The sequence below is a fragment of the Mesorhizobium sp. M0478 genome (assembly GCF_040321305.1).
GTDB lineage: Bacteria > Pseudomonadota > Alphaproteobacteria > Rhizobiales > Rhizobiaceae > Mesorhizobium.
Genome location: NZ_JAMYRH010000008.1, coordinates 229,174 through 252,718, shown reverse-complemented (window position 1 = coordinate 252,718; position 23,545 = coordinate 229,174). Strand labels below are relative to the sequence as shown.

Sequence of the window (23,545 nt, the reverse complement as noted above, 5' to 3'; positions counted from 1 at the left end):
ATTTTGTAGCCGCATGTGAACTCTTGACCCCAGATTGGGCCGCTATGGTCCATGGTTGCAGTCGAGTCCACGGTGGACCATATTGAGCCATGTCGACAGCCGAGCCGCCCCTTCGTATCCGCCTGCCCGAAACCATGAAGGCTAAGGTTCAAGCACGTGGGGCCGAGAACCGGCGAAGCATGAACGCGGAAATCGGTCGGCGACTGGAATGGGCGTTGGAAGCCGAACACGATCAGAACGGGTCACACGCCACGCGAAAGTACTTACACATTGGGCTCTCTCATGAAGTTACAAACGCTGATCGTATAGCGGAATTTGAGCAGCGACTTGCCCGCCCAGAGAAGGGCGCAAAATCGAAATGAAGTTCATCCCCCCGTCAAGGAAAGCGACCGCTTTCAACTGCCCACATTGCCAAGTCCTCACCACGCAATACTGGTACAGGGTTGGTGCGGCCGAGTTTCCCGATGGGGAAACGCCAGAAAGCAGCCACACTCTTGTAAGCAGACTCATTGCCGACCGGGTAGTTATCAGCCCCGGCGGTTCCGAGCATGGCGCGGTTCCCGTTCACAACATCCATCTATCTAAGTGCATGGAGTGCAAGGAAGTCACTGTTTGGGTCCGTGACACCATTGCGCATCCATCCACTGGTCCCGCGCCTCTGCCAAATCCTGACCTGTCGGAAGACATTCGTCGTGACTACAATGAAGCAAGCACGATCCTAGACCTTTCACCGCGTGGAGCGGCGGCTTTAGTGCGTCTGTGTATTCAAAAGCTATGCAAAGAGCTTGGCCAGCCGGGGAAGAACATCAATGACGACATTGCCACGCTCGTGAAGGCGGGACTGGATAGCCGCATTCAGAAGGCATTGGACGTCGTGCGCGTGATCGGAAACAACGCCGTGCATCCGGGAAGTTTCGATCGTGATGATCGGGCAACAGCGGAAAGCCTTTTCCGCCTTCTAAACCTGATCGCGGACAAAACGATTTCCGAACAGAAGCATGTTGATGAGGTCTACGCCACGCTTCCACCAAACGCGCTTGCTGCGATAGAGGCACGGGATAGGAAGGGCTGAAAACGCGATTGTTGCGCTTGTGGTAGTGAGCTTAACCGACAGGCGAGAGGGGCGCAGGAACAAGATGGACGAGATTTCGATACTGGGAAAACTCAATCAGATACACATTGAGGCAATGTCATTTTTCGACCGCGCTGGTGGTTATTTAAAGTCCAACGGCAGTTGGAAAGAAGACAAGGATTTCGGTTATTCGTATGAACACATTGATTATTGGGTGAAGTTGCCTGAAGACGCGCAAAGCGAGGCCAAATTAATAGCTTCACGCCTTGCCGGGTTGGCGCAACAAACCGCGCCCACCATTCGCCGCTCACCTTTATTGACCGAGGCGGATGAGCGCGAAGCGGGCCACGCATTCAAAGGCATGCGTTCCGCGCTGCGGTTCCGTGATTTTGAATTTGAGGATGTTCAAGTTCTGCATGATGAGGGCTCCGTACTAGGGCTTCAGGCAGCTCGTGAAAGCGAGCGAATGGCCGACCCTTCGGAGGCGAAGCGCCACTTCAGTTCGTGGTGCAATTCACTGATTGCTCGATTGGAACTTGCCGATCTACGGCCAGCCGAAGGCAAGGACATTCCGCTGACTAGTTCGGGTGCGATAGCAGCGGGCTATCGTCCAGATACCGCGTTCATAATAATGCGGATTTCCAAGGAACACCCGGAATTGGAAGACGCTTGTAATAAGATCAAGGAATGCTTTAGGCGATTTGGTATTAAGGCAGTTCGCGCCGATGACATAGAGCATGAAGAAATCATCACTCAGCGCATTCTAGATGAAATTAAAACTGCTGAATTTCTGATTGCGGACATCACGGGCGAAAGACCCAGCGTTTACTATGAGATCGGTTACGCTCACGCGCTTGGTCGGCGCGTTATCATGTACCGAAAGGCCGGGACACCGATCCACTTCGACATCGCAGCTTACAACTGCCCCGACTATACGAACCTCACAGCGCTGGAAGGAATGCTTATGAAGCGGCTTGAAGTGCTTACCGGCGGGCCTCCAAGGAACCCTTGAGCGACCTATGGTTTCGCTCCGTACAAGTAAGCGTGAGACGCCGACTAGCAGTGCCTCAGGCTCTTGGACGCCAACTAGTCGGCCATGTTCTTCTCGCAGGAGAAACATGCTTCCCCCGGATGGCTTTCGTATGCCTCCTTAAGAAGATCAGTGTATTCGCGAGCTTTCATAGCGGCGGCCCATGGAACCGGCCCGTTGTCGCCACGGTTCCGGTCACTCATCACCTGCTTGTAGAAATCGGCCTCCAAATCCCAAACGGCTCCTCCGTAGATTGTTCCGTGGCCTTCGCAGCTTTCCAGCCTTCCTATTTCCACTAGATAAGACGCAGCCATGGCTACGTTCTCTTCGTGCTCCATCATCGCCGCCTTAGCGCCACCCATGTTGTTCTCCTTCCCTGAAATATAGCCCACTCCCTCGGCCCCGGACGGGGCAGATATATGTGGGCATCGGCATTTAAGGAAACAAGATGGGCGTCTGTCGGACTATCCGGGACTCTGCCCGCCGCATGTCCGATACCTGATTAGCGAGGATCGAACTTTCGCGGCTTGAAGCTGTCCGGCGGATTGGACTTCATCGCACGGTCGACGGCCTGGCAATGCGGTCGGCAAGCAGTCCATCGTTACGCCCAGCGGCGTTGATGGCCAGTGACGGCGCGGAGGTGTTCAACGGCGCGATGGCTCCATTGCTGATGAATCCTCCGCTGCCAATACTCGACGTTGGCGTGTGACAGGGTCGTGCCTGACAAATCCGGAATCTGGGGTCAGCCGCGCGTAGTCGCTTTATGGCGTTTAATGTATTGATTTCGTTGGTTGCTTTGGCGCGCCCGAAGAGATTCGAACTCCTGACCCCCAGATTCGTAGTCTGGTGCTCTATCCAGCTGAGCTACGGGCGCGCAATAGGCCATGCTTTACATAGCCCCGCTAACCGATCCTGACGACCGGCCGCGACAAGACGTGTTCCCTAGCGACTGAATTTCCGAAAAGCAAGCCAATCCGGCAAAAGTTTTCTCGCAGCTGCTTTCGACGGTGCCGATCAAGGTGTGCTGAGATTCAGCTAAGTCCGACTTCGGCTGAATATCAAATACAGCTCAGGCCGGGCGGCGCAGGCCGCTGCGGGCCTGGTCGAGGCGGACCGGCTGGTCGGGGATGGTGACGGCGAAGGTGGTGCGTCCGCCGATCGATTCGACCAGCTCCACCGTGCCGCCATGGGCGCGGATCAGTTCGTGCGCGATGGCCAGGCCAAGGCCGGTGCCGCCGCTGCGGGCCGAGCCGCGAAACGCCGCGAACAGGTTTTCTCGAGCCTTCGCCGGCAGGCCGGGACCGGTGTCGGTGACAATGATGCGGCTTACGCTGCCTATGCGCTCGGCCGATACGGCGAGCCGGCGCACCAGCGCGCTCTCGGCGTCGGCCGCCATCGCCTGGACCGCGTTGCGACAGAGATTGGTGAGCACGCGAAACAGCTGGTCGGAATCGGCATCGACCTCGAAGGCGAGCTCGACGGCATTGACGAATTCGATGCCGTCCTCGATGTCGAGCAGGCCGTGGACGTCGTCGACCAGCTGGCGCAGCCGCAAGCGGCGGCGTGAGGGCGCCGGCTCCTGCGTGCGGCCATAGTGGAGCACGCCTTCGGAATAGGAGACGGCGCGGTCGAGCGCGCGCAACAGCTTTGGCGCGAAGGCCTGCACCGTCGGGTCCTTGACCAGGCGCAGGCGGTCCGACATCAGTTGCGCCGAGGCCAGGATGTTGCGCATATCATGGTTGATCTTGGAGACGGCGAGGCCAAGATCGGCAAGATGCTTCTGCTCCGACAGCATCTTTTGCAGCCGTTCCTGCATCTGCGACAGTTCGCGCTCGGCAACGCCGATCTCGTCGGCACGGGCGGCCGGGTGGATGATGCGCCCTGGATCGTCGGGCGCCTCGGAAAAGGACAGCATCGAGCGCGTCATGGTGCGGATCGGGCCGATCATGATCAGGTCGATCGCGGCATAGACCAGCATTGCGGTGAACAGCGAGATCAGCAGCGAGACGAAGGCGACGTTGCGCGAATAGCGCAGCATGGCGTTGCGCAGGGAATAGTCGGGCATGATCAGCTCGAATTCCTTGTCGCTGTCGCCGACCGGGCCGAACACCCGCAGCATGCGCTTGCCGCCGAAGAACAGCGTATCCAGCGCCCCGGTCATGCCCTTGATCATGCCGACATTGGCGATGTCGATATGCTCGTCGACCTGCGGCGGCATCTCGGCCACCACCAGCAGGCGCGATACGCCGCCGTCGCGCACCGCGATCGCCTTGGCGCCGATTGCCATCAGCACGTCGTTCTGGGCGGCGCGGGAGAGCGAATTGGGCTCGCCCTGCACCAGCACGATCGACACCGCGGCAGCGGTGCTTAGCCGCTCCTTCAGCCAGGCCAGGCGGTAGCTGGCGATCCAGGGCAGGAAAATGAGGACTTCGGCCAGGAGCACGAAGACAATGGTGAGCAAGAGCAGCTTGGTCGACAGGCCGCGCGCCAAGGGCACTGAACGATTGGGCACCGAACGGCTCGCAACCGGGCGAACGGTCGCCGGGCTGGCATCGGCTGTCGCCGGGCCGCTCCCTTCATCCGCTGATGCAACTTCGCTCATTAAGGCCTGTCTTCACAAACGCTTGATCGGTTGAGATTAGGTGATTGCGGCTTTTTTGCCAATTTCATCCTTCGTTGGACGATGGTACCAGCAATAAAGATCGCCTCGAACTGGGTTTTCGCGCTGCGACGAACGGGGTGTCGCGCCATGACGAACTGGCAGTTCGCGCTGCGACGAACTGGCGTTCGCGCTGGATTGACTCCCAAAACCCTTCTTTCTATAAGCCGCTCACGCTCGGGCCATTCGTCCCGGCGCGGTTTCGATCGCGCCAATGCCGGCCCGGCAAAGCTCCTGTTACACAGTGACAGAATCAAGAAGGGCCGCACCCCGCGGTATTAAAACAAATGAAGCGTACCTACCAACCGTCCAAACTCGTCCGCAAACGCCGGCACGGTTTCCGTGCTCGCATGGCCACCAAGGGTGGTCGCGGCGTCGTCGCAGCTCGCCGCAACCGCGGCCGCAAGCGGCTCAGCGCCTGAACGGAAGACGAGATCGTTGCCCGCAACCGGCAAGCCAGTGGGACCAAACCCCAAGCGGCTTCTGAAACGTGCGGAATTCCTGGCCGTCCGCCGCGGTGAAAAGCGGCGCGGGCGGCTTTTTCTCGTTGAAGTTCTCGACCGCAAAGACGGCCTGCCGCCGCGCGTCGGCTTCACCGTCACCAAGAAGGTCGGCAATGCGGTTGTGCGCAACCGCGTCAGGCGGCGGCTGAAAGAAGCCGTGCGCACCCATGCCGCAAGTGACATGGCGCCCGGCAATGACTATGTCATCGTCGGGCGTGAAGACGTGCTTACCATTCCGTTCGGCCAGTTGAAGGCCGAACTCTCCCGCCGTCTCAGCGGAACACGATAGGCCAAGGGCTTTCGATGGAAAACAACCGGAACTTCTACATCACCATCGTCTTGTCGGTGCTGATCCTCGGGCTGTGGCAATATTTCTATGTGCTGCCGCGCAGCGAACAGCAGCGCGAGGCGGCCCGCATCGAAGAGCAGCGGGCGGCGGAGCAGAAGAAGGCGGCCGAGGCCGCCAACCCCGGCGGCACGCCGGCGCCCGCAGCGCCCGGCGCCATTCCAAACGCGCCCGGCACCTATGTCACGACGCCGGAAGGCCGCGCGCAGGAAGTGGCCAAGACGGCCCGCGTCAACATCGACACGCCGAGCCTGTCGGGCTCGATCAACCTCACCGGCGCCCGCCTCGACGACCTAAAGCTCAAGCACTACACCGAGACGGTCGACAAGACATCGCCGCAGATCCAGCTGCTCAATCCGCAGGCGCTGCCCACCGGCTATTATGCCGAGATCGGCTTTGTCGGCAGCGACACGACCGGCACGGTGCCGGGCCCGGAAACGGTCTGGAGCGTCGACGGCACTGCGACGCTGACGCCGGCGACGCCGGTGACGCTGACCTTCACCAACGACAAGGGCCTGACCTTCAAGCGCACGATCTCCGTCGACGGCGACTACATGTTCACCGTTTCCGATGCGGTGCAGAATTCAGGCTCGGCCCCCGTCACGCTGTCCAATTACGGCCGCGTCATTCGTTTCGACAAGCCAGCCATTGCCAGTTCCTATGTGCTGCATGAAGGCCTGATCGGCGTCACCGGCACGGAAGGCCTGCAGGAGCACAAATACGCCGACATCGAGAAGAACAAGCTCTATACGCCGAGCAAATCGACCGATGGCTGGCTTGGCATCACCGACAAATACTGGGCGGTCACCCTGGTGCCGACCGAGAAGCAGCCGTTCCAGCCGCACTATGCCTATTACGACAATGGCCGCCCGCGCTACCAGTCGGACTTCCTCACCGACCCGATCACCATTGCCGCCGGCCAGTCGGCGACGGTCGAGACCGAGATCTTCGCCGGCGCAAAGGAAGTCAACAAGATCAACGCCTACGCCCAGGACCGCCAGATCAGGCTGTTCGACCGGCTGATCGATTGGGGATGGTTCATCTGGATCACCAAGCCGATGTTCTACCTGATCGACACGCTGTACAAATTCTTCGGCAATTTCGGCCTGGCCATCCTTGCCACCACGGTGGTCGTCAAAACCCTCTTCTTCCCGCTCGCCAACAAATCCTATGCGTCGATGGCGAACATGAAGAAGGTGCAGCCCAAGATGCTCGAGATCCGCGAGAAATACGCGGACGACAAGATGAAGCAGCAACAGGCGATGATGGAGCTGTACAAGACCGAGAAGATCAATCCGCTCGCCGGCTGCTGGCCGGTGGCGCTGCAGATCCCGGTGTTCTTCTCGCTCTACAAGGTGCTCTACATCACCATCGAGATGCGGCACGCGCCGTTCTTCGGCTGGGTCCAGGATCTGGCGGCGCCCGATCCGACCTCGGTCTTCAACCTGTTCGGCCTGCTGCCCTTCGCGCCACCGGCCTTCCTGCCCCATATGGGCGCCTGGGCGGTGGTCATGGGCATCACCATGTTCCTGCAGATGCGCATGAACCCGACGCCGCCGGATCCGACGCAGGCGCAGATCTTTACCTGGATGCCGGTGATCTTCACCTTCATGATGGGCAGCTTCCCGGCCGGCCTCGTCATCTACTGGGCCTGGAACAACACGCTGTCGATCCTGCAGCAAGGCGTGATCATGAAGCGCCAGGGCGCCAAGATCGAATTATGGGACAATCTGACGGCATTGTTCCGAAAGAAACCCTCGCCGGCTGAATAGAAGGCGCTATTCCGGCAATCAAAGCCCCGGCTCGTCCGGGGTTTTTGTGGACGAGGCGCGCATCACGTTCCCGTGAGGCGCGAAACTTGCGGCGTGCAACCGGCGTGGCTGCTGCTTGTACCGCCAAGGCCGATCAACACCGATCAGCTCTAATCCGAAGACCGCTGTTTTTGATCCGTGACCCCGTCATGTCCATCGCGGGGATGCGGCGCGTGGAATGGGCATTCGCCTTTAAGTATTTGTTATCATTATCGTTTTTTACTCTGCACCGAAACTTTCCCGCAATCGCCGCGTAACTCTTCCCGACAATCGAATCAACAATTGTCGCACCAGAAGGGTTCTCCAATGGCAAAGTCCATCCTCAAGGCATTCTGCTTTTCCGCCGGCCTGGCTCTATCGGGCCTCGCAGCTACGACGGCCTATACGCTCGCCAATCCCGCCGTTGGCGGCGCTGCGATGCTGACCTCGAAGAACATCGTCGAGAACGCCCTCAACTCGCCGATCCACAAGACGCTGGTTGCCGCCGTCAAGGCCGCCGGCCTGGTCGACACGCTGGAAAGCGCGGGACCCTTCACGGTGTTTGCGCCGACCGATTCCGCCTTCAAGAAACTGCCGGCCGGCACCGTCGCCACGCTGGTGAAGCCCGAAAATAAGGACAAGCTGGCCAAGATCCTGACCGCCCATGTCGTGGCCGGCAAGATCTCCGCCAAGGATATGATGACCAAGGCCAAGGCGATGGGTGGCAAGTATGAAATGAAGACCGTCAGCGGCGACACGCTGATCGCCGAGGTAAAAAAAGGCGCGCTTTATATCGTCGACGAATCCGGCGGCGCCGCCAAGGTAACGGTCGCCGACGTCAACCAGTCGAACGGCGTCATCCACGTCGTCAACAAGGTGCTGTTGCCGAAGTAACGGTTTTAGGCAACGGCGAATGACGGCGGGCTGCGACGGGCTTTCTCGGTCTGCCTTCCCCACCTCACGGCGAGGTGCCATTCTTTTGAAGCCGTCTTCGCCACCACGGGGTCCTGCTTGTCCTTCGCAGGGCCCCGTTTTTCGTTTCAGGGCGCCTTAGGCGACTGCGCTGCGGTCGACCTGATCGTGATCTGCCGCGGCACGAACTGAACATCGAAGCCCAGCAGGGCTCGCTCATCGGGCGATTGGTGCTATAGGGCGGATCACGCCATCTAGAATGGCGGCTTTAATTTGCGCCACTCTCGACGGATCTCGCCATGGACGGACCCAACCCAGACATCAAGCACCCGATCCCGATGCACACCCGCGTCGGCTTCCTCAAGCCCCTGGTCACCGCGCCGAATATCGAGATCGGCGAGTTCACCTACTATGACGATCCTGACGGACCGGACAAATTCGCCGAGCGGTGCGTGCTGCATCATTATCCCTTCATCGGCGACAAGCTGATCATCGGCAAGTTCTGCGCCATCGCCGAGGGCGCGCGCTTCATCATGAACGGCGCCAACCATGCCATGTCCGGCTTTTCCACCTATCCGTTCAACATTTTCGGCCATGGCTGGGAGCAAGGCTTCGACCCGAAGACGTGGTCGCAGGAACTGCGCGGCGACACGGTGGTCGGCAATGATGTATGGATCGGCATGGATGCGGTGATCATGCCCGGCGTGTCGGTCGGCAATGGCGCCATCGTGGCGGCGAAATCGGTGGTGACGCATGACGTGCCGGCCTATGCGATCGTCGCCGGCAATGCGGCAAAGGTGGTGAAGATGCGTTTCGACGACAGGACGGTCAGGCGGCTGCTTTCCGTGGCGTGGTGGAACTGGCCGGTGGACAAGATCGGCCGCAACCTCAACGCCATTCGGGGCGCCGATATTTCCAGGCTGGAGGCAGCGATTTGAACGCGCTGGGCAACACCGTCATCGGAACCGACCTGTTCACCAAGGGGTGGATCTTCATCCGCGGCGTGCCGGCGATGAAGTTCCTGCCGCCGGAGGGGCCGCCGGAGATCGCCTTTGCCGGCCGCTCCAATGTCGGCAAGTCGTCGCTGATCAATGCGCTGGTCGGCCATAACGGGCTGGCGCGCACCTCCAACACGCCGGGGCGCACGCAGGAGCTCAACTATTTCGTGCCGGGCGGGTTTTCCGGCGAAGGCACCGACTTGCCGCCAATGGCGCTGGTCGACATGCCGGGCTACGGCTATGCCAGCGCGCCGAAGGAAAAGGTGGACGATTGGACCAAGCTGGTCTTCGACTATCTCAAGGGCCGCGTGACGCTGAAGCGGGTCTATGTGCTGATCGATTCCCGCCATGGCATCAAAGCCAAGGACGACGAAGTGCTGTCGCTGCTCGACAAGGCGGCGGTGTCCTACCAGATCGTGCTGACCAAGACCGACAAGATCAAGGCCGCCGGCGTGCCGCAGCTGATCGAAGAGACATTACTGAAGATCAAGAAGCGACCGGCGGCGTTTCCGTTCGTGCTCGCCACGTCGTCGGAAAAGGGCGAGGGTCTGGACGAACTGCGCGCGGCGATCGTGCTGGCGGCCAATGGCGGTTAAAAGCAACTCCGGGAAAAGTGTGAAGCGGTTTTCCGTCCGGAGTTGCGAAAAAAGACCTTTGGCTAACTAGGCCTTTGCCTTGGACTTCGCCTCGAGCGCGATCATCTGGTGGCTTTCTTCCTCGGCAAGTTTTTCAGTGCCGTAGGACTTCAGGAACAGGCTGACGCCCGACCGCACGATGTGGTCGATTTCATCCTGGCTCGGCGCCTTGGTGCGGTAGGCGAAGATGCACTGGCGAAACAGGCCGGCGAGGCACAGTTCGGTGAATTGATAGGCGGCAAGATCGACATCATCGATCTTGAGCAGGCCGCGTTCGATGGCTGCATTGAGGAACTTGACCACCTTGTCGTGGCCGCGTTTGGGGCCACGTTCGTAAAACCGCGCGCCCATGTCCGGTATCCTGTCGGAGGCGCCGATCACGGTGCGTTGCGCCTGGATGACCTTGGCCGAGGTGATCTTCATCGACAGCACCTTGCCGAATTTCACCAGCGTCTGGCGCAGATCGTCGGCGCGGTCGAGCATGTCGTACATGTTCTTGAAGATGGTGCCGCGCTCTTCCTCGATCAGTGCCTCGAACAGCTCTTCCTTGTTGGCGAAGTAGACATAGATCGTGCCCTTGGAGACGCCGGCCTCGCGGGTAATGTCGTTCATCGACGCCGCTTCGAAGCCCTTGTCGATGAACACGCGCCGCGCGCCTTCGATGATCTGGCTGCGCTTGACCGGATCCTGGCCCGCCGCCGGGCGGCCGCGACGCGCACTATCCAGCACATCGCACGGATCATTTTCGACGTCGGGTAACGTGTCGGCCATTAAAGTCACACCTCGCGAAATAATTCGAACCGAGCGGTTCGATTGCTCTTGATATGGGCCTGCTTTAGCGCTATGTCAACGTTCGCATCGAACCGAACGGTTCAGTATAACACATTTTCCTTATGTAGCTACGGTAGCGAGATATCATGTCCTCGAACACGCCAACCACCGCCGAAGTCCGCCCCTTTCCCAACGCCAAGGTCTCGCCGGCTATCGAAGCGCCGGAAGCGCCGATCAAGCCTGCCGCCGAAGTTTTGGCCGAGGTGCCGGCCAAGAAGAAGCGGTCGGCTCGCTCGTTCATGCTGCCGATCATCGGCCTCGCTCTGCTCAGCGCCGGCGCCTGGTATGGCTATAATTACTGGACGGACGGCCGGTTCCTGATCTCGACCGACGACGCCTATGTCCAGGCCGACATGTCGTTCGTCTCGCCGAAGATTTCCGGCTATGTCGATCAAGTCAAGGTCTCGGAGAACCAGCAGGTCAAGGCTGGCGATCCGCTGCTGACGATCGACGACGGCGACTACAGAATAGCCGTTGCCCAGGCGGAGGCGCAGATCGCCACGCTGGCCAAGACGCTCGACCGTATCGACGCGCAGACGAAGGCGGCGCAAGCTTCGCTGCAACAGGCGCAGGCGCAGAAGGTCGCCGACCAGGCGGCAGCCGACAACGCCGCTCGCGCCCAGCAGCGCGCCGCGCAACTGGTCAAGACGCATGTCGGCACACAGGCGCAACTGGACGATGCCCAGACCGCTCTCGACCAGGCCAATGCAGCCCTCGTCGGCGCCGACGCGCAGATTGCAGCCGCACAGGCCAATATCGGCGTGTTCGAAGCGCAGCGCGCCGAATCGGCCAGCACGCTGGCTTCGCTGCGGCTGAACCGCGACAAGGCCGCGCGCGATCTGTCCTTCACCGTGCTCAAGGCGCCTTATGACGGCGTCGTCGGCAACCGCTCGGTCGAGCAGGGCGACCTCGTCAGCCCCGGCCAGAAGCTCGCCGTCGTGGTGCCGCTGGACAAGCTCTACATCGTTGCCAACTTCAAGGAGACGCAGCTGGCCAAGCTGGTGCCCGGTGAGAAGGTGCGGGTCTCGGTCGACGCCACGGACGGCCATGATTTCGAAGGCACGGTGTCGTCGCTGGCGCCGGCTTCGGGTGCGGTGTTCTCGCTGCTGCCGCCGGAAAATGCCACCGGCAACTTCACCAAGGTGGTGCAGCGCATCCCGGTTCGCATCGACGTGCCGGCCGATGTGCTGAAGGCAGGCAGGCTGCGCGCCGGCCTGAGCGTCGTCGTCGCCGTCGACAGCCGCACGGCTCCGGCTACGACGAACTGAGCGAAAGCCGGGAGCAACGCCATGGCAACCGCAACCATAACTGCAGGAGCGGGGCCGGCGCCTGCCATGCCGGCGGTACCGACGACCATCTCGACGCGCCGCCTCATCGCCTTCCTGGCGATGGTGTTCGGCATGTTCATGGCGATCCTCGACATCCAGATCGTCTCAGCCTCGCTGGCGGAGATCCAGGCCGGCCTCAGCGCCAGTTCCGACGAAATCCCATGGGTGCAGACCGCCTATCTGATCGCCGAAGTGGTGATGATCCCGCTGTCGGGCTTCCTCAGCCGGATGCTGTCGACGCGCGTGCTGTTTGCAGGCGCCGCGGCCGGCTTCACGGCGGCCAGCGCGCTGGCCGCGACCGCCACCAACATCGACCAGATGATCGTCTACCGCGCCATCCAGGGCTTTATCGGCGGCGGCATGATCCCGAGCGTTTTCGCCGCCGCCTTCACCATCTTCCCGCCGTCGCGCCGCGCCATGGTGTCGCCGATGATCGGCCTGGTGGCGACGCTGGCGCCGACCATCGGCCCGACCGTCGGCGGCTATATCAGTCATGCCATGTCGTGGCACTGGCTGTTCCTCATCAATGTCATTCCAGGCATTCTGGTGACGGTCACGACCTGGACCCTGATCGATTTTGACAAGCCCAATCTCGGCCTGTTCAGCAAGTTCGACTGGTGGGGCCTTGCCGGCATGGCGGCGTTTCTCGGCTGCATGGAATATGTGCTCGAGGAGGGTCCGAACCATGACTGGCTGCAGGAACAGGCCGTGTTCATCTGCGCCATCATCATGGTTGTCGGTGCGGCGCTGTTCTTCTGGCGTGCCTTCACCGCCGAGGAGCCGATCGTCGATCTCAGGGCCTTCACCAACGTCAATTTCGCCTTCGGTTCGCTGTTCTCTTTCGTCATCGGCATCGGCCTGTACGGTCTGACCTATCTCTACCCGGTGTTCCTCGGGCGCATCCGCGGCTACGATTCCATGATGATCGGCGAAGCCTTGTTCGTCAGCGGCCTGGCGATGTTCGTCACTGCGCCGATTTCCGGCATCCTGTCGAGCAAGATGGATTTGCGCATCATGATGATGATCGGGCTGTTCGGCTTCGCTGCCGGCACATGGTGGATGACGCATCTGACCGCCGACTGGGATTTCTGGGAATTGCTGATCCCGCAGATCCTGCGCGGCAGCTCGATGATGCTGTGCATGGTGCCGATCAACAACATTGCGCTCGGCACCTTGCCGCCGGACCGGCTGAAGAACGCGTCGGGCCTGTTCAACCTGACCCGCAACCTCGGCGGTGCGGTCGGCCTTGCCGTCATCAACACCGTGCTGATCGATCGCAGCGCCTTCCACTACGCCAGGCTGGCCGAGCATGTGGAATGGGGCAGTGCGGCGGCGCAGACCAAGCTGCAGAACATGACGCTCGACTTCCAGCAGACTCCCGGCCTCGACGCCACCAAGGCGGCGATCTCCAAACTGTCGGGCATGGTCCAGCAGCAGGCGTCGCTGCTGTCGTTCATGGACGTGTTCACCATGCTGACCGTGCTGTTCGCGACCATGGCGGTCTTCACCCTGGTCATCGCCAAGCCGGCGCCGCCCGCGGGCAGCGGTGGCGGAGGCCATTGAGCGCGCCGGATCCCCCGCCTGGCTCCCTCATGTGTGACCCCGGAAATCACCCCCGATTTCCGGGGTCACGCTTAAGCATCGATCGTTGTCAAGCTCCTTGGTCGAGGCGGCCCAAACCATTTGGTCAGCGAGTCGGTTAGCCCGGCTGCTTCAGGGCCGCCGACCCAGGCCACATAACCGTCAGGCCGGACCAGCACTGCGCGTGGGGCTTCGACTGCCCCCAGCACCGGAAGCTCCCACGCGCCATCGTAGCTGGCGTCGACCAGCTGAATCCGCTCCACCCACTGGCCGATACCAAAAGCGCCGGGCTCACCAAGATTAAGCAGCAGCGGCCGAGCGTCGTGCAGCAGGGCGAAAACCGGCAGCGGACCGGCAGCGGTGACGAGGTCGAGATCCGGCATGCGACGCCCCAGCAGCGGATGCCCCTCGCCAATATCGTAGTGGATGTCCAGGCCGGACAACAGGCCGGCAAAACGCTTGCGCGGCTCTTCCATGCCGAGAAGTTCCGACACTGTATCGCGCAGCGCCTTGGTGCGCTCGTCTTCGCGACGGAGCACGACCGACGCCATGGTGTTTTTCATCACACGCGCGGCAATCGGGTGGCGCTCTGCCTGGTAGCTGTCGAGCAGGCTTTCGGGCGCAGTTTTCCTGACCACTTGGGCGAGCTTCCAGCCCAGATTGACCGCGTCCTGCACGCCGGTCTGCAGCCCCTCTCCACCGTCCGGTGGATGCACATGCGCGGCGTCGCCGGCGAGCAGCACCCGCCCCTTGCGGTATGAGGCTGCCTGCCGGGTCATGTCGGTGAAGCGGGCCAGCGATGTTGGATTGTGGACGCCGTAATCGGTGCCGTAGACGGCAATGAGCGCCTCGCTGAGCTCATGCAATGTGGGCACGCCGCCGGCCCCGACCTCGCGTTCGGTCACCAGCACCCGCACCGTACCGTCTTCCAGTCTGCTGAGGCCGTGAATTCCGATGGCATCGCGGTGGATACCCCATTGCGGCTCTTCCGTTACCTCGATCTCGGCGATCAAATTGCTGGTTGTCGGCTCGGAACCGGGGAACTCGATGCCCGCCGCCTTGCGCACGAGGCTTCTGCCGCCGTCGCAGCCGACGAGATAATCGGCACGAAGCGACCCGCCATCGCTCAGCGCGACATCGACGCCGCCGCCATCCTGCACCAAGCCTGTCACCTCGCGGCCACGGTAGAACGTGACGCCAAGCTCCTCGACCCAGCAGGCAAGGATGCGCTCTATGTGCTTTTGCCACAGCGCCAGCCCGTAATTGTGGCGGGTGGGGAAGTCGCTGATATCAAGCGAAACGCCGGCGAAGCCTGCGACCTGTGCGGTCTGGCCTTGCGACAGGAACCGATCGGCAATGCCGCGCTGGTCGAAGATCTCGATGGTGCGCGAATGCAGGCCGCCCGAGCGCGCGCCCGCGAGGTCTTGGTTCTCGCGCCGCTCGACGATGGCGACATCGATGCCGGCCAGGGAAAGCTCGCCGGCCAGCATCAACCCGGTCGGGCCGCCGCCGGCGATCACCACGGAATGGGATATTCGCGGCCGGTCCGCATCAACACCGTCGGTCGATTTGGAGGTCGATTTGGGCTCGCCGTCGCGAGCCCGTGCTTCAGTTAGTTGCATAGGTTCTGGCCCTCTCGTTAAGGGCTGCGGAATCTACGCATAAAAAGCCGTCTGCCAATTCTTGAAGTTGACTGTTTTCGCCCCATTTCAAGAGATAGGAGGCGGTCGTCACGCCGGCGCCAAATCCCCAATCCCGCCAAAAGACGCCGAACGGTCAGGCAGTGGCCGGCTTGAAGCTGAGCGCCACGCCGTTGATGCAATGGCGCAGGCCGGTGGGTGCGGGACCGTCATCGAAGACATGGCCGAGATGACCGCCGCAGCGGCGGCAATGAACCTCGGTGCGGGTCATGCCCAGCGAACGGTCCTCGGTCTTGCCGACGGCGTTGGCAATCTCCTGCCAGAAGCTCGGCCAGCCGGTGCCGGACTCGAACTTGGTGTCTGAGGGGTAGACCGGCAGGTCGCAACCGGCGCAGGCGAAAATGCCCTTGCGATGCTCGTTCAGCAGCGGGCTGGTGCCGGGATACTCGGTGCCTTCCTTGCGCAGCACGTTGAAGGCTTCGTCGGACAGGATGGCGTGCCATTCGGCGTCGGTCTTGGTGACCTCGAAGGTTTCGGCAGCCTTAGCGGGCCCGCCCATGCGCAACGTTGCCGCCGCGCCGGCCACGGCAACGATGGCGGCGCCGCTCAAAAGCAAATCTCGACGGTTCATGACAGAAATCCTCCTGCGGGTTGTTTTGCCAATTTTGGCCGCCACTGGAAAATCAAAAGCCGGTGACGGTTGTCCTGCAAACGAACGCTCCACACCGGCTCCGCGCTTGTTGCGGACGGGATGGAGCGCTCGGTCGTTGCTCGGCCCACGGGGGCGGGGCCGCGCAATCTGCAGGAGCTTACCGCCTGTTCGTCGGCGGCAGGGGCTTTGTTACATCTTCGGCAGCAGGACCTTGTCGATGACGTGGATGACGCCGTTCGACTGCTCGACATCGGCGATCGTGACATTGGCGACATTGCCGTTCTCGTCGGCTACGGTGACCTTGCCGCCATCGGCCTTGAGCGACAGCTCGCAGCCGCCGACCGTCTTGACCTTGTGGGTGCCGCCATCGGCCTTGGCCATCGAGGCGACATCGGCGCCCATCGCCTTGGCGCCGATGACATGGCAGGTCAGGATCTTGGTGAGCTTGTCCTTGTTCTCGGGCTTGAGCAGCGACTCGACCGTGCCAGCCGGAAGCGCGGCGAAGGCCTCATTGGTCGGCGCGAACACGGTGAACGGGCCGGCGCCCTGCAGTGTCTCGACCAGGCCGGCAGCCTTGACGGCGGCGACCAGTGTCGTGTGATCCTTCGAATTGACGGCGTTCTCAACGATGTTCTTGTTGGCGTACATGGCGGCGCCGCCAACCATCGGATTCTCGGCATAGGCGATTGTGGCGAGGGCGGAGACGGCAATGGTACCGGCGAGCAAAAGGGTGGCGATTCTACGCATAGTGTTCGAACTCCTCAGGGTTGTTGTTTCCTCTTTCGGGAACATGAGGAGATACGTAATAGAACTGCCTGAGTTTCCGCGCGCCGGGAAAAATTTATCCTTTATCTTGTCGGCGAATTATCTCCGGAGATCGAATCTCTAATCTCCAGCAGCGTATCCAAAACGAAAACAGCGGAAGATGTACTTCCGCTGCCTTCATTGTCACGTCATGATCTTACGATTTATCAGATGCCCTTCAGGTCGCCCGCGGCAACGACCGGTCCGGTCGGCTGTCCGGTCGTCGAACCGCCCGTCGGCTCGACGCTGACGGCAAGCACGGCGCCTTGCGCCAGCTTCTGCTGCACTGCCGGGGTAACCGGAATGTGCGTGACCTGGCCGGCGGGAATGACACCCATCGAGACCGGCGCATTCTTGCCTTCGATCATCCACAGTTCGAAGTCCTTGCCGGGGGCGCGTTCGCCCGAAACCAGCGACAGGCCGACATCGCGGCGGGATGCGTCGTAGACGACGAGGTATTTGACATCGCTGCCTTCGGCGGCCAGCGAGGCGACGAGGCGCTCCTGTGGCACGACGACCGGCGACCTGACGTAGGGCACGGCGACATAGAGTACCAGGGCCGCGAGAGCCGCTGCGGTGAGGCCGCGCCAGAAGGCAAGGCTGGACCAGAGACTGCCGCTCGGCGCCGTCATCGACGCCGCGGTGGAGGAGAACAGCCGGCGATCGATAGCCGGCTTGACCGTGGCCGGCGGCTCTACCTCAGCATAAGCGGCAGCGATCGGCGAGAGGTTCACTTCCCAGGAATCGACGAGACGGGCAAAGCCGGTCTCCGCGTCGATGCGTCCGGAGGCTATCTGGCGCTCATCCGCCGGCAGCACGCCGAGAACGTATTCGGCTGCGAGCAGGTCGTCGCCTCCACGTTCCGGTCCATTTTCTTCTGCCAGGGTCATCTTTCCAGACATTCTCTAAGTTTCAACAGGCTGCGGCGCAGCCATGTCCGCATCGTGTTGAGCGGAACCTTATGACGTTCCGCGAGCTCGGCGTAACTTTCGCCGTTCAAATACGCACCCCGAACGGCTTGCGCCCGGTCTTGTTCCAACTCTTCAAGGCACTGATAGATGCGCTCGGATTCACCGCCCGCAACAACCATAGCCTCTGGCCCGGGACCGGGGTCAGCCACGTCGAGCGCGGCATCGATATCGGCAGCAGGCTTGCGTCGCGAGCGGATGCGATCAATCGCATGATTGCGTGCTATGGCCACCAGCCAGGAGATTGGGCTGAGATCAGAAACAGCGAAACGATCCGCCTTCGTCCACACTTTGACGAAGACCTCTTGCAGCGCTTCTTCCGCATCTCCGCGATCCTTCAATACACGAAGGCACACGCCGAAAAGTTTCGCACTGGTTTGCCGGTAAAGCAGATCGAACGCAGTCCGATCCTTCATCGAGGTCCGGACAATCAGGGTGGAGATATCCTGCGGCGTCATACGGACAAGCTAAGCGATCACAATTTATTTGCAAAGGCAGAAATCTTGTTGTCCACGCAAACGATGTCCGCGCCCGATCGCCAGTAATCGCCGGTCGGTGCCAAGGAAATCGGCTGTCGTTAGCCTCCCGCAGAAAGGGGAACAGCAATGTCGGCCGAACAGATGCTGTGGGAGAACGATGCAACCGACTTGGCAGGCTGTGCACAGAGGCGAGATCTCGCCGCCAGACCTTGTCGATGCTGCGATCGCGCGCGCCGAGGCAACCCGATCATTGCGCATCCGCCGCTTGCCTGAGGCGCCATGGACCCGAAGGGGGCCGACGAGCTCATCGAAAACCTGCTCGACAAATTGCATTTGACCCGTCTCTTGGAGATCAGATCCCTGTTTGGGCAATTGATGGACAAGAGCCAGTGGTTCACCACTGGCCGGCGATCCAGAATGTCAGCGGCCAGCCGTCGATCGCGCTGCCGGCCCATGTCACCGATGCCGGCCTGCCGCTCGACATCCAGGGCGTCGGCCGCCCCGGCGACGAGCAGACGGTTTTGTCGCTCGCCGCGCAGATGGAGAAGATTTCCGGCTGGCTGACGCGGCGGGCGCCGCTCAAGGTGCCGGCCTGATCCGGCAGATTTCATCATCGTGATAGCAAAGCTGTTTGCGGCCTGGGCCAATTCCCGCTAAGACGCCGCCGTCCTTACCCGCATCCAGGGAACCATGCCGATGACGGAGATCACCGCCACCGCCGAAATGCAGGCCGCCCTGCTCTCGCGGGCCCTGCCCTATATGCAGCGCTACGAGCACAAGACGGTGGTGGTGAAATATGGCGGTCATGCCATGGGCGATATCGAGCTCGGCAAGGCTTTCGCCCGTGACATCGCGCTGCTGAAGCAGTCCGGCGTCAACCCGATCGTCGTCCATGGCGGCGGGCCGCAGATCGGCGCCATGCTGGCCAAGATGGGCATCGAATCCAAGTTCGAAGGCGGACTGCGCGTCACGGATCAGAAGACGGTCGAAATCGTCGAGATGGTGCTGGCCGGTTCGATCAACAAGGAGATCGTCGCGCTGATCAACGCCGAGGGCGAATGGGCGATCGGCCTGTGCGGCAAGGACGGCAACATGGTGTTCGCCGAAAAGGCTCGCAAGACCATGATCGACCCGGATTCCAACATCGAGCGTGTGCTCGATCTCGGTTTCGTGGGCGAACCGGTCGAAGTCGACCGCACCCTGCTCGACCTGCTGGCGCGCTCCGAAATGATCCCGGTGCTGGCGCCGGTGGCGCCCGGCCGCGATGGCCATACCTACAACATCAATGCCGACACCTTCGCCGGCGCCATCGCCGGCGCCTGCCAGGCGACGCGCCTTTTGTTCCTGACCGACGTGCCCGGCGTGCTCGACGAGAACAAGAAGCTGATCGACGAGCTGACGGTGGCCGAAGCCAAGGCGCTGATCAAGGACGGCACGGTGTCGGGCGGCATGATCCCCAAAGTCGAGACCTGCATCGAGGCGATCGAGCGCGGCGTCGAAGGCGTCGTCATCCTCAACGGCAAGACGCCGCATGCGGTGCTGCTGGAATTGTTCACCGAACACGGCGCCGGCACGCTAATCGTGCCCTGATCGGCAACTGGCTTGGCGGCCAGTTGGTCGGCTGGCCAGCCCTTAGGCAGGCTGGGGCAGGCGCGCGATGACCTTTATCTCGAAGTCGAAGCCGGCTAACCAGTTGACGCCGACCGCCGTCCAATTGGTGTAGGGCGGTTCACCGAACACCTTCAGCCGAACGGCATCGATCACGGGCCATTGCGTTGCCGGATCGGTGTGGAAGGTGGTCACGTCGACTATATCGTCGAACGTGGCGCCCGCTGCTTTCAGCACTGCCGCGAGATTATCGAAGGCAAGCTGGACCTGCTTTTCGAAGACAGGTTCGGGCGACCCGTCCTCGCGGCTGCCGACCTGGCCCGAGACAAACAAAAGATCGCCTGATCGGATTGCAGCAGAATAGCGATTTATCTCGTAGAGAGCCTGCCGGCCGGCAGGAAAGATCGCGTCACGTTTGGTCATTTTCACTCCATTGTCCGGGGCACTCACATACGTCCCGTATGCATGAGGTGGGTACATACGCTGCGTATGTCAATACGCATACGGTAGGTATGAAGGGCAGCGAGCCCGTCAGGCGCCGGCCGAGATCGCGACAGCCGCTTCGGCCGGCTTGAGCGGCGGGCGCATGACGACCATGGATTCCTCATCGGCATCCTGCGGCGCGCCCCCGAACTCAGCCAGCGTCGGACCATCCTTAAGGCGGCGGTCGCGGGCCAGAAAACCCCAGACCTCGCGGAACCAGACGCGGCGGCCCATTTGCGTGTACCAGCGCATCGAATGGCGCTGTTCGGGATCGGGGTGGAAGAGAATGCGCGTCAGCGCCTTCGGCCGCGACTGCACCGCGACCTCGATCAGCTTGATCGAGAAGAACAGCATCCACGGTTTCAGCCGGGTCATCTGCAGCACCTGGTGCTTGTAGTCCCACAGCCGGGCATCCGTCTGAATCACCTTGCGGTTCTTGGCGATGCGGAAGAACGGCGTCCAGCGGTGCGGCGCGACATAGAGCGCCTGGATCTGGTCGGGGTCATAGGCAAGCAGCTGGCGAAAGCCGCGCCACAGATCGCGAAAGGTCTCATCCTCGAACCCGGCCACCCAGGTCGCCATGGACAGTATGCCATGCTGGCGGAGCAGCCGGATTGCCTCGCGGTCGGATGAGGTGCTGCCGCCCTTGCGGATCAATTGAAGCGTCTGTTCGTCGGTGTTTTCCATGCCGAGCAGCCAGCGGATGACGCCGGCCTTGCGATAGAGGTGCAGGATGTCGGCATCGCGCACGATGTCATTGGCCCGGGTCGAGCCGACGATCAGCACCGGCACGTTCTCGGCGATCAGCGCATCGAGAAAGGCGCGCCAAACCTTCTTCGACACGGTCGGGTTTTCGTCGGCGAGGTTGATCAGTTCGACGCCGTGCTGGCGGTGCAGCCAGGCAATCTCCTGCGCAAATTTCTTGGGGTCGCGATGCCGCCAGCGAGTCCAGAAACCGCGTTGGCCACAATAGTTGCACAGATGCGGGCAGCCCCGCGAAAACTGCATGACCACGGCGCGCTTGCCGCCCCAATAGCTGTAGCGGCGGTGATCGATCAGCTCCCAGCCGACGCGGTACTCGTCCAGATCGGCAATGGTCCCGGCCGGCCGCGTCGCGAAGGGGCGGCCGAGATCGTCGCGATAGGCGATGCCCGCGACATCGGCCAGTGGCCGGCGATTGTCCAGTGCCACGACCAGGGCAAGGATGGTTGCCTCGCCCTCGCCGCGCACGATGAAGTCGAAGACATCGCTCGCCGCCAGTATGTCGCGCCAGTGATAGGTCGGGAACACGCCGCCATAGATCACCAGCGTCGCCGGCTCGAGCGCCTTGACCATGCGGGCGATCGCGAGCGCGGTGGGATGCGCCGAGGTCGAGCCGGAATGGCCGATCAGGATGCAATCGGGCTGGCCGCTGAGCGCATCGCGCACCAGCGTTTCCAACGGCATCGGCCCGAATTCGGCATCGACCAGCCGGACTTTATGGCCGGCTTCGATAAGCGGGCCGCCCAGTGCCAGCAGGCCGAGCGGTGGCAGATGGTCATCGGGCACGCGGCTGCCGATGGCGGTGTGCGGCGGATTGATCAGCACGATGTTCATGACGGACCTTTGAGCGACGGTCCGCATGGCGTAGCCGGCGTTTCAGTTTCGCATTTGGGCTCCGTTCAGCAGTTTGCGTGCAGCTTTTCCGCAGAAATGGCGGTGCGTGTCCTACCGCCTGAGGTGGGCGAGCGGCACGTGGCCCGGGCCCTTGATGTTCTGCAGCACCAGCTGGGTGTGAACGTCGCGCACGCCGGCAAGACGCATCAGGCGGTGCATGACGAAGGCGTTGAGTTCGTCGACCGACGGCACCATGACGTGCAGCAGGAAATCGTGGTCGCCGGTCATCGTCCAGCATGACGACACTTCATCCATGCGTTGCACGGCGGCGATGAAGGTTTCGGGCGAACCGTCGCTGTGGCTGGTGAGCCGCACCTGGATGAACACCTCGACCATCAGGCCGACGCCGCGGCGGTTGAGCACGGCGGCAAAGCCCTTGATGATGCCGGCCTCCTGCAGCGCCTCGAAGCGGCGAGCGCAAGGCGTCGTCGACAGGCCGATCTCCTGCGCCAGTTCGGACACGGGCTTGCGTCCATCGCGCTGAAGCACATCCAGCATCTTGATCTCGAAATCGTCGAACTGAGGCATTTTCACTCTCTTTCAGCTTCTGCTTGGTGATTTTTACCCCAAATCATGGACCCAAGCCATCATCAAAGCTGAACTGCCTCGCCGGCCGCCGCTAGACTCTGCGGACATATTCAAGTGTCACGATCAGGGGAGAAGAACCATGACGACGATGAGCGTTGCCGAATATGCCCGTGATTGCGCGGCGCAAGGCCTGCGTGGCGACTATTCAGTGTGCCGTTCCGACTTCACCGTGGCGCAGGGCTACAACTACAGCGCCGACGAACAGGCGGTGTGGCGCACGTTGTGCGACCGGCAGACCAAGCTGACGCAGAAGCTGGCGCACCATTCCTATCTCGATGGGATCGCCGCACTCGGCCTGCTCGACAAGATCCCGGATTTCGGCGCGGTCTCAGACAAGCTGCGCAAGCTGACCGGCTGGGAAATCGTCGCCGTGCCTGGCCTCATCCCGGCCGCGCCCTTCTTCGACCATCTCGCCAACCGGCGCTTTCCGGTGACCAACTGGCTGCGCACCAAGGACGAGCTCGACTACATCGTCGAACCCGACATGTTCCACGACTTCTTCGGCCATGTGCCCATCCTGACACAGCCGGTGTTTGCCGACTTCATGCAGATGTATGGCGAAAAGGCCGAGAGCGTGATTGCACTGGGCGGTGACGAGATGATCACCCGGCTCTACTGGTACACCGCCGAATACGGGCTGATACAGGAGGAGGGCCAGAAGCGGAAAGCTTTCGGCGCCGGGCTGATGTCGTCGTTCACCGAATTGCAGTTCGCCGTCGCGAGCCCGGACGCGCACCACGTGCCCTTCGACCTCGAAACGGTGATGCGCACCGGCTACGAGATCGACAAGTTCCAGCGCGCCTATTTCGTGCTGCCGTCCTTCGACGTGTTGCGCGATGCGTTCCGGACCGCCGATTTCAAGGCGATCGTCGCCCGCCGCAAGGGGCAGCCGGCGCTGGATCCAGCGACGGTTTAGCAAATCCTGAAGGGTTTGCGCGGCACCTACCCCCACCCTTAATCCCTCCCCACAAAGGAGGACGGA

General features: G+C 61.7%; 25 protein-coding genes and 1 tRNA gene. 14 read left to right on the top strand and 12 right to left on the bottom strand.

The window, feature by feature from the left end; genetic code table 11:
• The first annotated feature begins 89 nt into the window (after positions 1-89).
• From NKI64_RS20590 to NKI64_RS20580, 3 genes are all read left to right on the top strand, one after another.
• Entirely contained in the window at positions 90-362 is a 273-nt protein-coding gene (locus NKI64_RS20590) for an Arc family DNA-binding protein (protein ID WP_352669671.1), read from the top strand.
• Entirely contained in the window at positions 359-1,072 is a 714-nt protein-coding gene (locus NKI64_RS20585) for a DUF4145 domain-containing protein (protein WP_352669668.1), read from the top strand. The genes NKI64_RS20590 and NKI64_RS20585 overlap by 4 nt, the downstream gene beginning before the upstream one ends.
• Positions 1,073-1,136: 64 nt before the next feature.
• The gene (locus NKI64_RS20580) at positions 1,137-2,084 is read left to right on the top strand and encodes a hypothetical protein (protein WP_352669665.1); all 948 of its coding nucleotides are present in this window, start codon (positions 1,137-1,139) and stop codon (positions 2,082-2,084) included.
• A 74-nt stretch (positions 2,085-2,158) separates the two neighbouring features.
• On the opposite strand, the gene NKI64_RS20575 is transcribed toward NKI64_RS20580, so the two are convergent.
• The 3 genes from NKI64_RS20575 to NKI64_RS20565 form a co-directional block, all read right to left on the bottom strand.
• Positions 2,159-2,464 carry a hypothetical protein gene (locus NKI64_RS20575; protein ID WP_352669662.1) on the bottom strand — a complete coding sequence of 102 codons (306 nt, stop codon included), beginning with the start codon at positions 2,462-2,464 and terminating at the stop codon, positions 2,159-2,161.
• Between the two features lie 435 nt (positions 2,465-2,899).
• Positions 2,900-2,976: transfer RNA gene (locus NKI64_RS20570), tRNA-Arg, on the bottom strand.
• 195 nt (positions 2,977-3,171) lie between these two features.
• Positions 3,172-4,704: an ATP-binding protein gene (locus tag NKI64_RS20565; protein WP_023728827.1), complete on the bottom strand. Its 1,533-nt coding sequence runs from the start codon at positions 4,702-4,704 to the stop codon at positions 3,172-3,174.
• Positions 4,705-5,048: 344 nt separating this feature from the next.
• On the opposite strand from NKI64_RS20565, the gene rpmH reads away from it, so the two are divergent.
• The 6 genes from rpmH to yihA all read left to right on the top strand — a co-directional run bounded on the left by rpmH (position 5,049) and on the right by yihA (position 9,906).
• On the top strand, positions 5,049-5,183 hold the full coding sequence (gene rpmH, locus NKI64_RS20560; RefSeq protein ID WP_008833937.1) for a 50S ribosomal protein L34: 135 nt from the start codon (positions 5,049-5,051) through the stop codon (positions 5,181-5,183).
• Between the two features lie 16 nt (positions 5,184-5,199).
• Positions 5,200-5,553, top strand: coding sequence for a ribonuclease P protein component (rnpA, locus tag NKI64_RS20555; protein ID WP_023736958.1), 354 nt, complete (start codon positions 5,200-5,202; stop codon positions 5,551-5,553).
• Between the two features lie 14 nt (positions 5,554-5,567).
• Positions 5,568-7,382, top strand: a complete 1,815-nt coding sequence (gene yidC / locus NKI64_RS20550; RefSeq protein ID WP_023736959.1) for a membrane protein insertase YidC — start codon at positions 5,568-5,570, stop codon at positions 7,380-7,382.
• Between the two features lie 345 nt (positions 7,383-7,727).
• Positions 7,728-8,294, top strand: coding sequence for a fasciclin domain-containing protein (locus tag NKI64_RS20545; protein WP_352519059.1), 567 nt, complete (start codon positions 7,728-7,730; stop codon positions 8,292-8,294).
• 317 nt (positions 8,295-8,611) lie between these two features.
• Entirely contained in the window at positions 8,612-9,250 is a 639-nt protein-coding gene (locus tag NKI64_RS20540) for a CatB-related O-acetyltransferase (RefSeq protein ID WP_023681358.1), read from the top strand.
• A complete protein-coding gene (yihA, locus tag NKI64_RS20535) occupies positions 9,247-9,906 on the top strand; it encodes a ribosome biogenesis GTP-binding protein YihA/YsxC (protein WP_023673242.1) in 660 nt (219 codons plus the stop codon). Before NKI64_RS20540 ends, yihA begins: the two co-directional genes overlap by 4 nt.
• A 66-nt stretch (positions 9,907-9,972) precedes the next feature.
• On the opposite strand, the gene NKI64_RS20530 is transcribed toward yihA, so the two are convergent.
• A complete protein-coding gene (locus NKI64_RS20530; protein ID WP_023681357.1) occupies positions 9,973-10,716 on the bottom strand; it encodes a TetR/AcrR family transcriptional regulator in 744 nt (247 codons plus the stop codon).
• A 146-nt stretch (positions 10,717-10,862) separates the two neighbouring features.
• On the opposite strand from NKI64_RS20530, the gene NKI64_RS20525 reads away from it, so the two are divergent.
• Both NKI64_RS20525 and NKI64_RS20520 read left to right on the top strand, forming a co-directional pair.
• Positions 10,863-12,044 carry an HlyD family secretion protein gene (locus NKI64_RS20525; RefSeq protein WP_023681356.1) on the top strand — a complete coding sequence of 394 codons (1,182 nt, stop codon included), beginning with the start codon at positions 10,863-10,865 and terminating at the stop codon, positions 12,042-12,044.
• Positions 12,045-12,065: 21 nt separating this feature from the next.
• Positions 12,066-13,667, top strand: coding sequence for a DHA2 family efflux MFS transporter permease subunit (locus NKI64_RS20520; protein WP_352535254.1), 1,602 nt, complete (start codon positions 12,066-12,068; stop codon positions 13,665-13,667).
• Positions 13,668-13,738: 71 nt separating this feature from the next.
• Here the strand turns inward: NKI64_RS20520 and NKI64_RS20515 are convergent, their stop codons facing one another.
• The 5 genes from NKI64_RS20515 to NKI64_RS20495 all read right to left on the bottom strand — a co-directional run bounded on the left by NKI64_RS20515 (position 13,739) and on the right by NKI64_RS20495 (position 18,207).
• On the bottom strand, positions 13,739-15,307 hold the full coding sequence (locus NKI64_RS20515) for an FAD-dependent monooxygenase (protein WP_352669656.1): 1,569 nt from the start codon (positions 15,305-15,307) through the stop codon (positions 13,739-13,741).
• Positions 15,308-15,461: 154 nt separating this feature from the next.
• Positions 15,462-15,956, bottom strand: coding sequence for a peptide-methionine (R)-S-oxide reductase MsrB (msrB, locus tag NKI64_RS20510; protein WP_023687458.1), 495 nt, complete (start codon positions 15,954-15,956; stop codon positions 15,462-15,464).
• Between the two features lie 210 nt (positions 15,957-16,166).
• The gene (locus NKI64_RS20505) at positions 16,167-16,724 is read right to left on the bottom strand and encodes a fasciclin domain-containing protein (protein WP_023687459.1); all 558 of its coding nucleotides are present in this window, start codon (positions 16,722-16,724) and stop codon (positions 16,167-16,169) included.
• 224 nt (positions 16,725-16,948) lie between these two features.
• On the bottom strand, positions 16,949-17,671 hold the full coding sequence (locus NKI64_RS20500; RefSeq protein WP_023687460.1) for an anti-sigma factor: 723 nt from the start codon (positions 17,669-17,671) through the stop codon (positions 16,949-16,951).
• Positions 17,668-18,207, bottom strand: coding sequence for a sigma-70 family RNA polymerase sigma factor (locus tag NKI64_RS20495; RefSeq protein WP_023673234.1), 540 nt, complete (start codon positions 18,205-18,207; stop codon positions 17,668-17,670). Before NKI64_RS20495 ends, NKI64_RS20500 begins: the two co-directional genes overlap by 4 nt.
• Positions 18,208-18,617: 410 nt before the next feature.
• Here NKI64_RS20495 and NKI64_RS20490 point away from each other — a divergent pair, with 410 nt between their 5' ends.
• Both NKI64_RS20490 and argB read left to right on the top strand, forming a co-directional pair.
• The gene (locus tag NKI64_RS20490) at positions 18,618-18,824 is read left to right on the top strand and encodes an amidase family protein (RefSeq protein WP_023687462.1); all 207 of its coding nucleotides are present in this window, start codon (positions 18,618-18,620) and stop codon (positions 18,822-18,824) included.
• Positions 18,825-18,924: 100 nt separating this feature from the next.
• Complete coding sequence (argB, locus tag NKI64_RS20485; protein ID WP_352669651.1) at positions 18,925-19,818, top strand: acetylglutamate kinase; 894 nt, start codon at positions 18,925-18,927, stop codon at positions 19,816-19,818.
• 42 nt (positions 19,819-19,860) lie between these two features.
• Here argB and NKI64_RS20480 read toward each other — a convergent pair whose 3' ends face one another.
• From NKI64_RS20480 to NKI64_RS20470, 3 genes are all read right to left on the bottom strand, one after another.
• Complete coding sequence (locus NKI64_RS20480) at positions 19,861-20,259, bottom strand: RidA family protein (protein ID WP_023687463.1); 399 nt, start codon at positions 20,257-20,259, stop codon at positions 19,861-19,863.
• 108 nt (positions 20,260-20,367) lie between these two features.
• A complete protein-coding gene (bchE, locus tag NKI64_RS20475; RefSeq protein WP_352669648.1) occupies positions 20,368-21,915 on the bottom strand; it encodes a magnesium-protoporphyrin IX monomethyl ester anaerobic oxidative cyclase in 1,548 nt (515 codons plus the stop codon).
• A gap of 111 nt (positions 21,916-22,026) precedes the next feature.
• Positions 22,027-22,503: an Lrp/AsnC family transcriptional regulator gene (locus NKI64_RS20470; protein WP_023728109.1), complete on the bottom strand. Its 477-nt coding sequence runs from the start codon at positions 22,501-22,503 to the stop codon at positions 22,027-22,029.
• A gap of 139 nt (positions 22,504-22,642) precedes the next feature.
• On the opposite strand from NKI64_RS20470, the gene phhA reads away from it, so the two are divergent.
• Complete coding sequence (gene phhA / locus NKI64_RS20465) at positions 22,643-23,479, top strand: phenylalanine 4-monooxygenase (RefSeq protein ID WP_023732756.1); 837 nt, start codon at positions 22,643-22,645, stop codon at positions 23,477-23,479.
• The last annotated feature ends 66 nt before the right edge of the window (positions 23,480-23,545 follow it).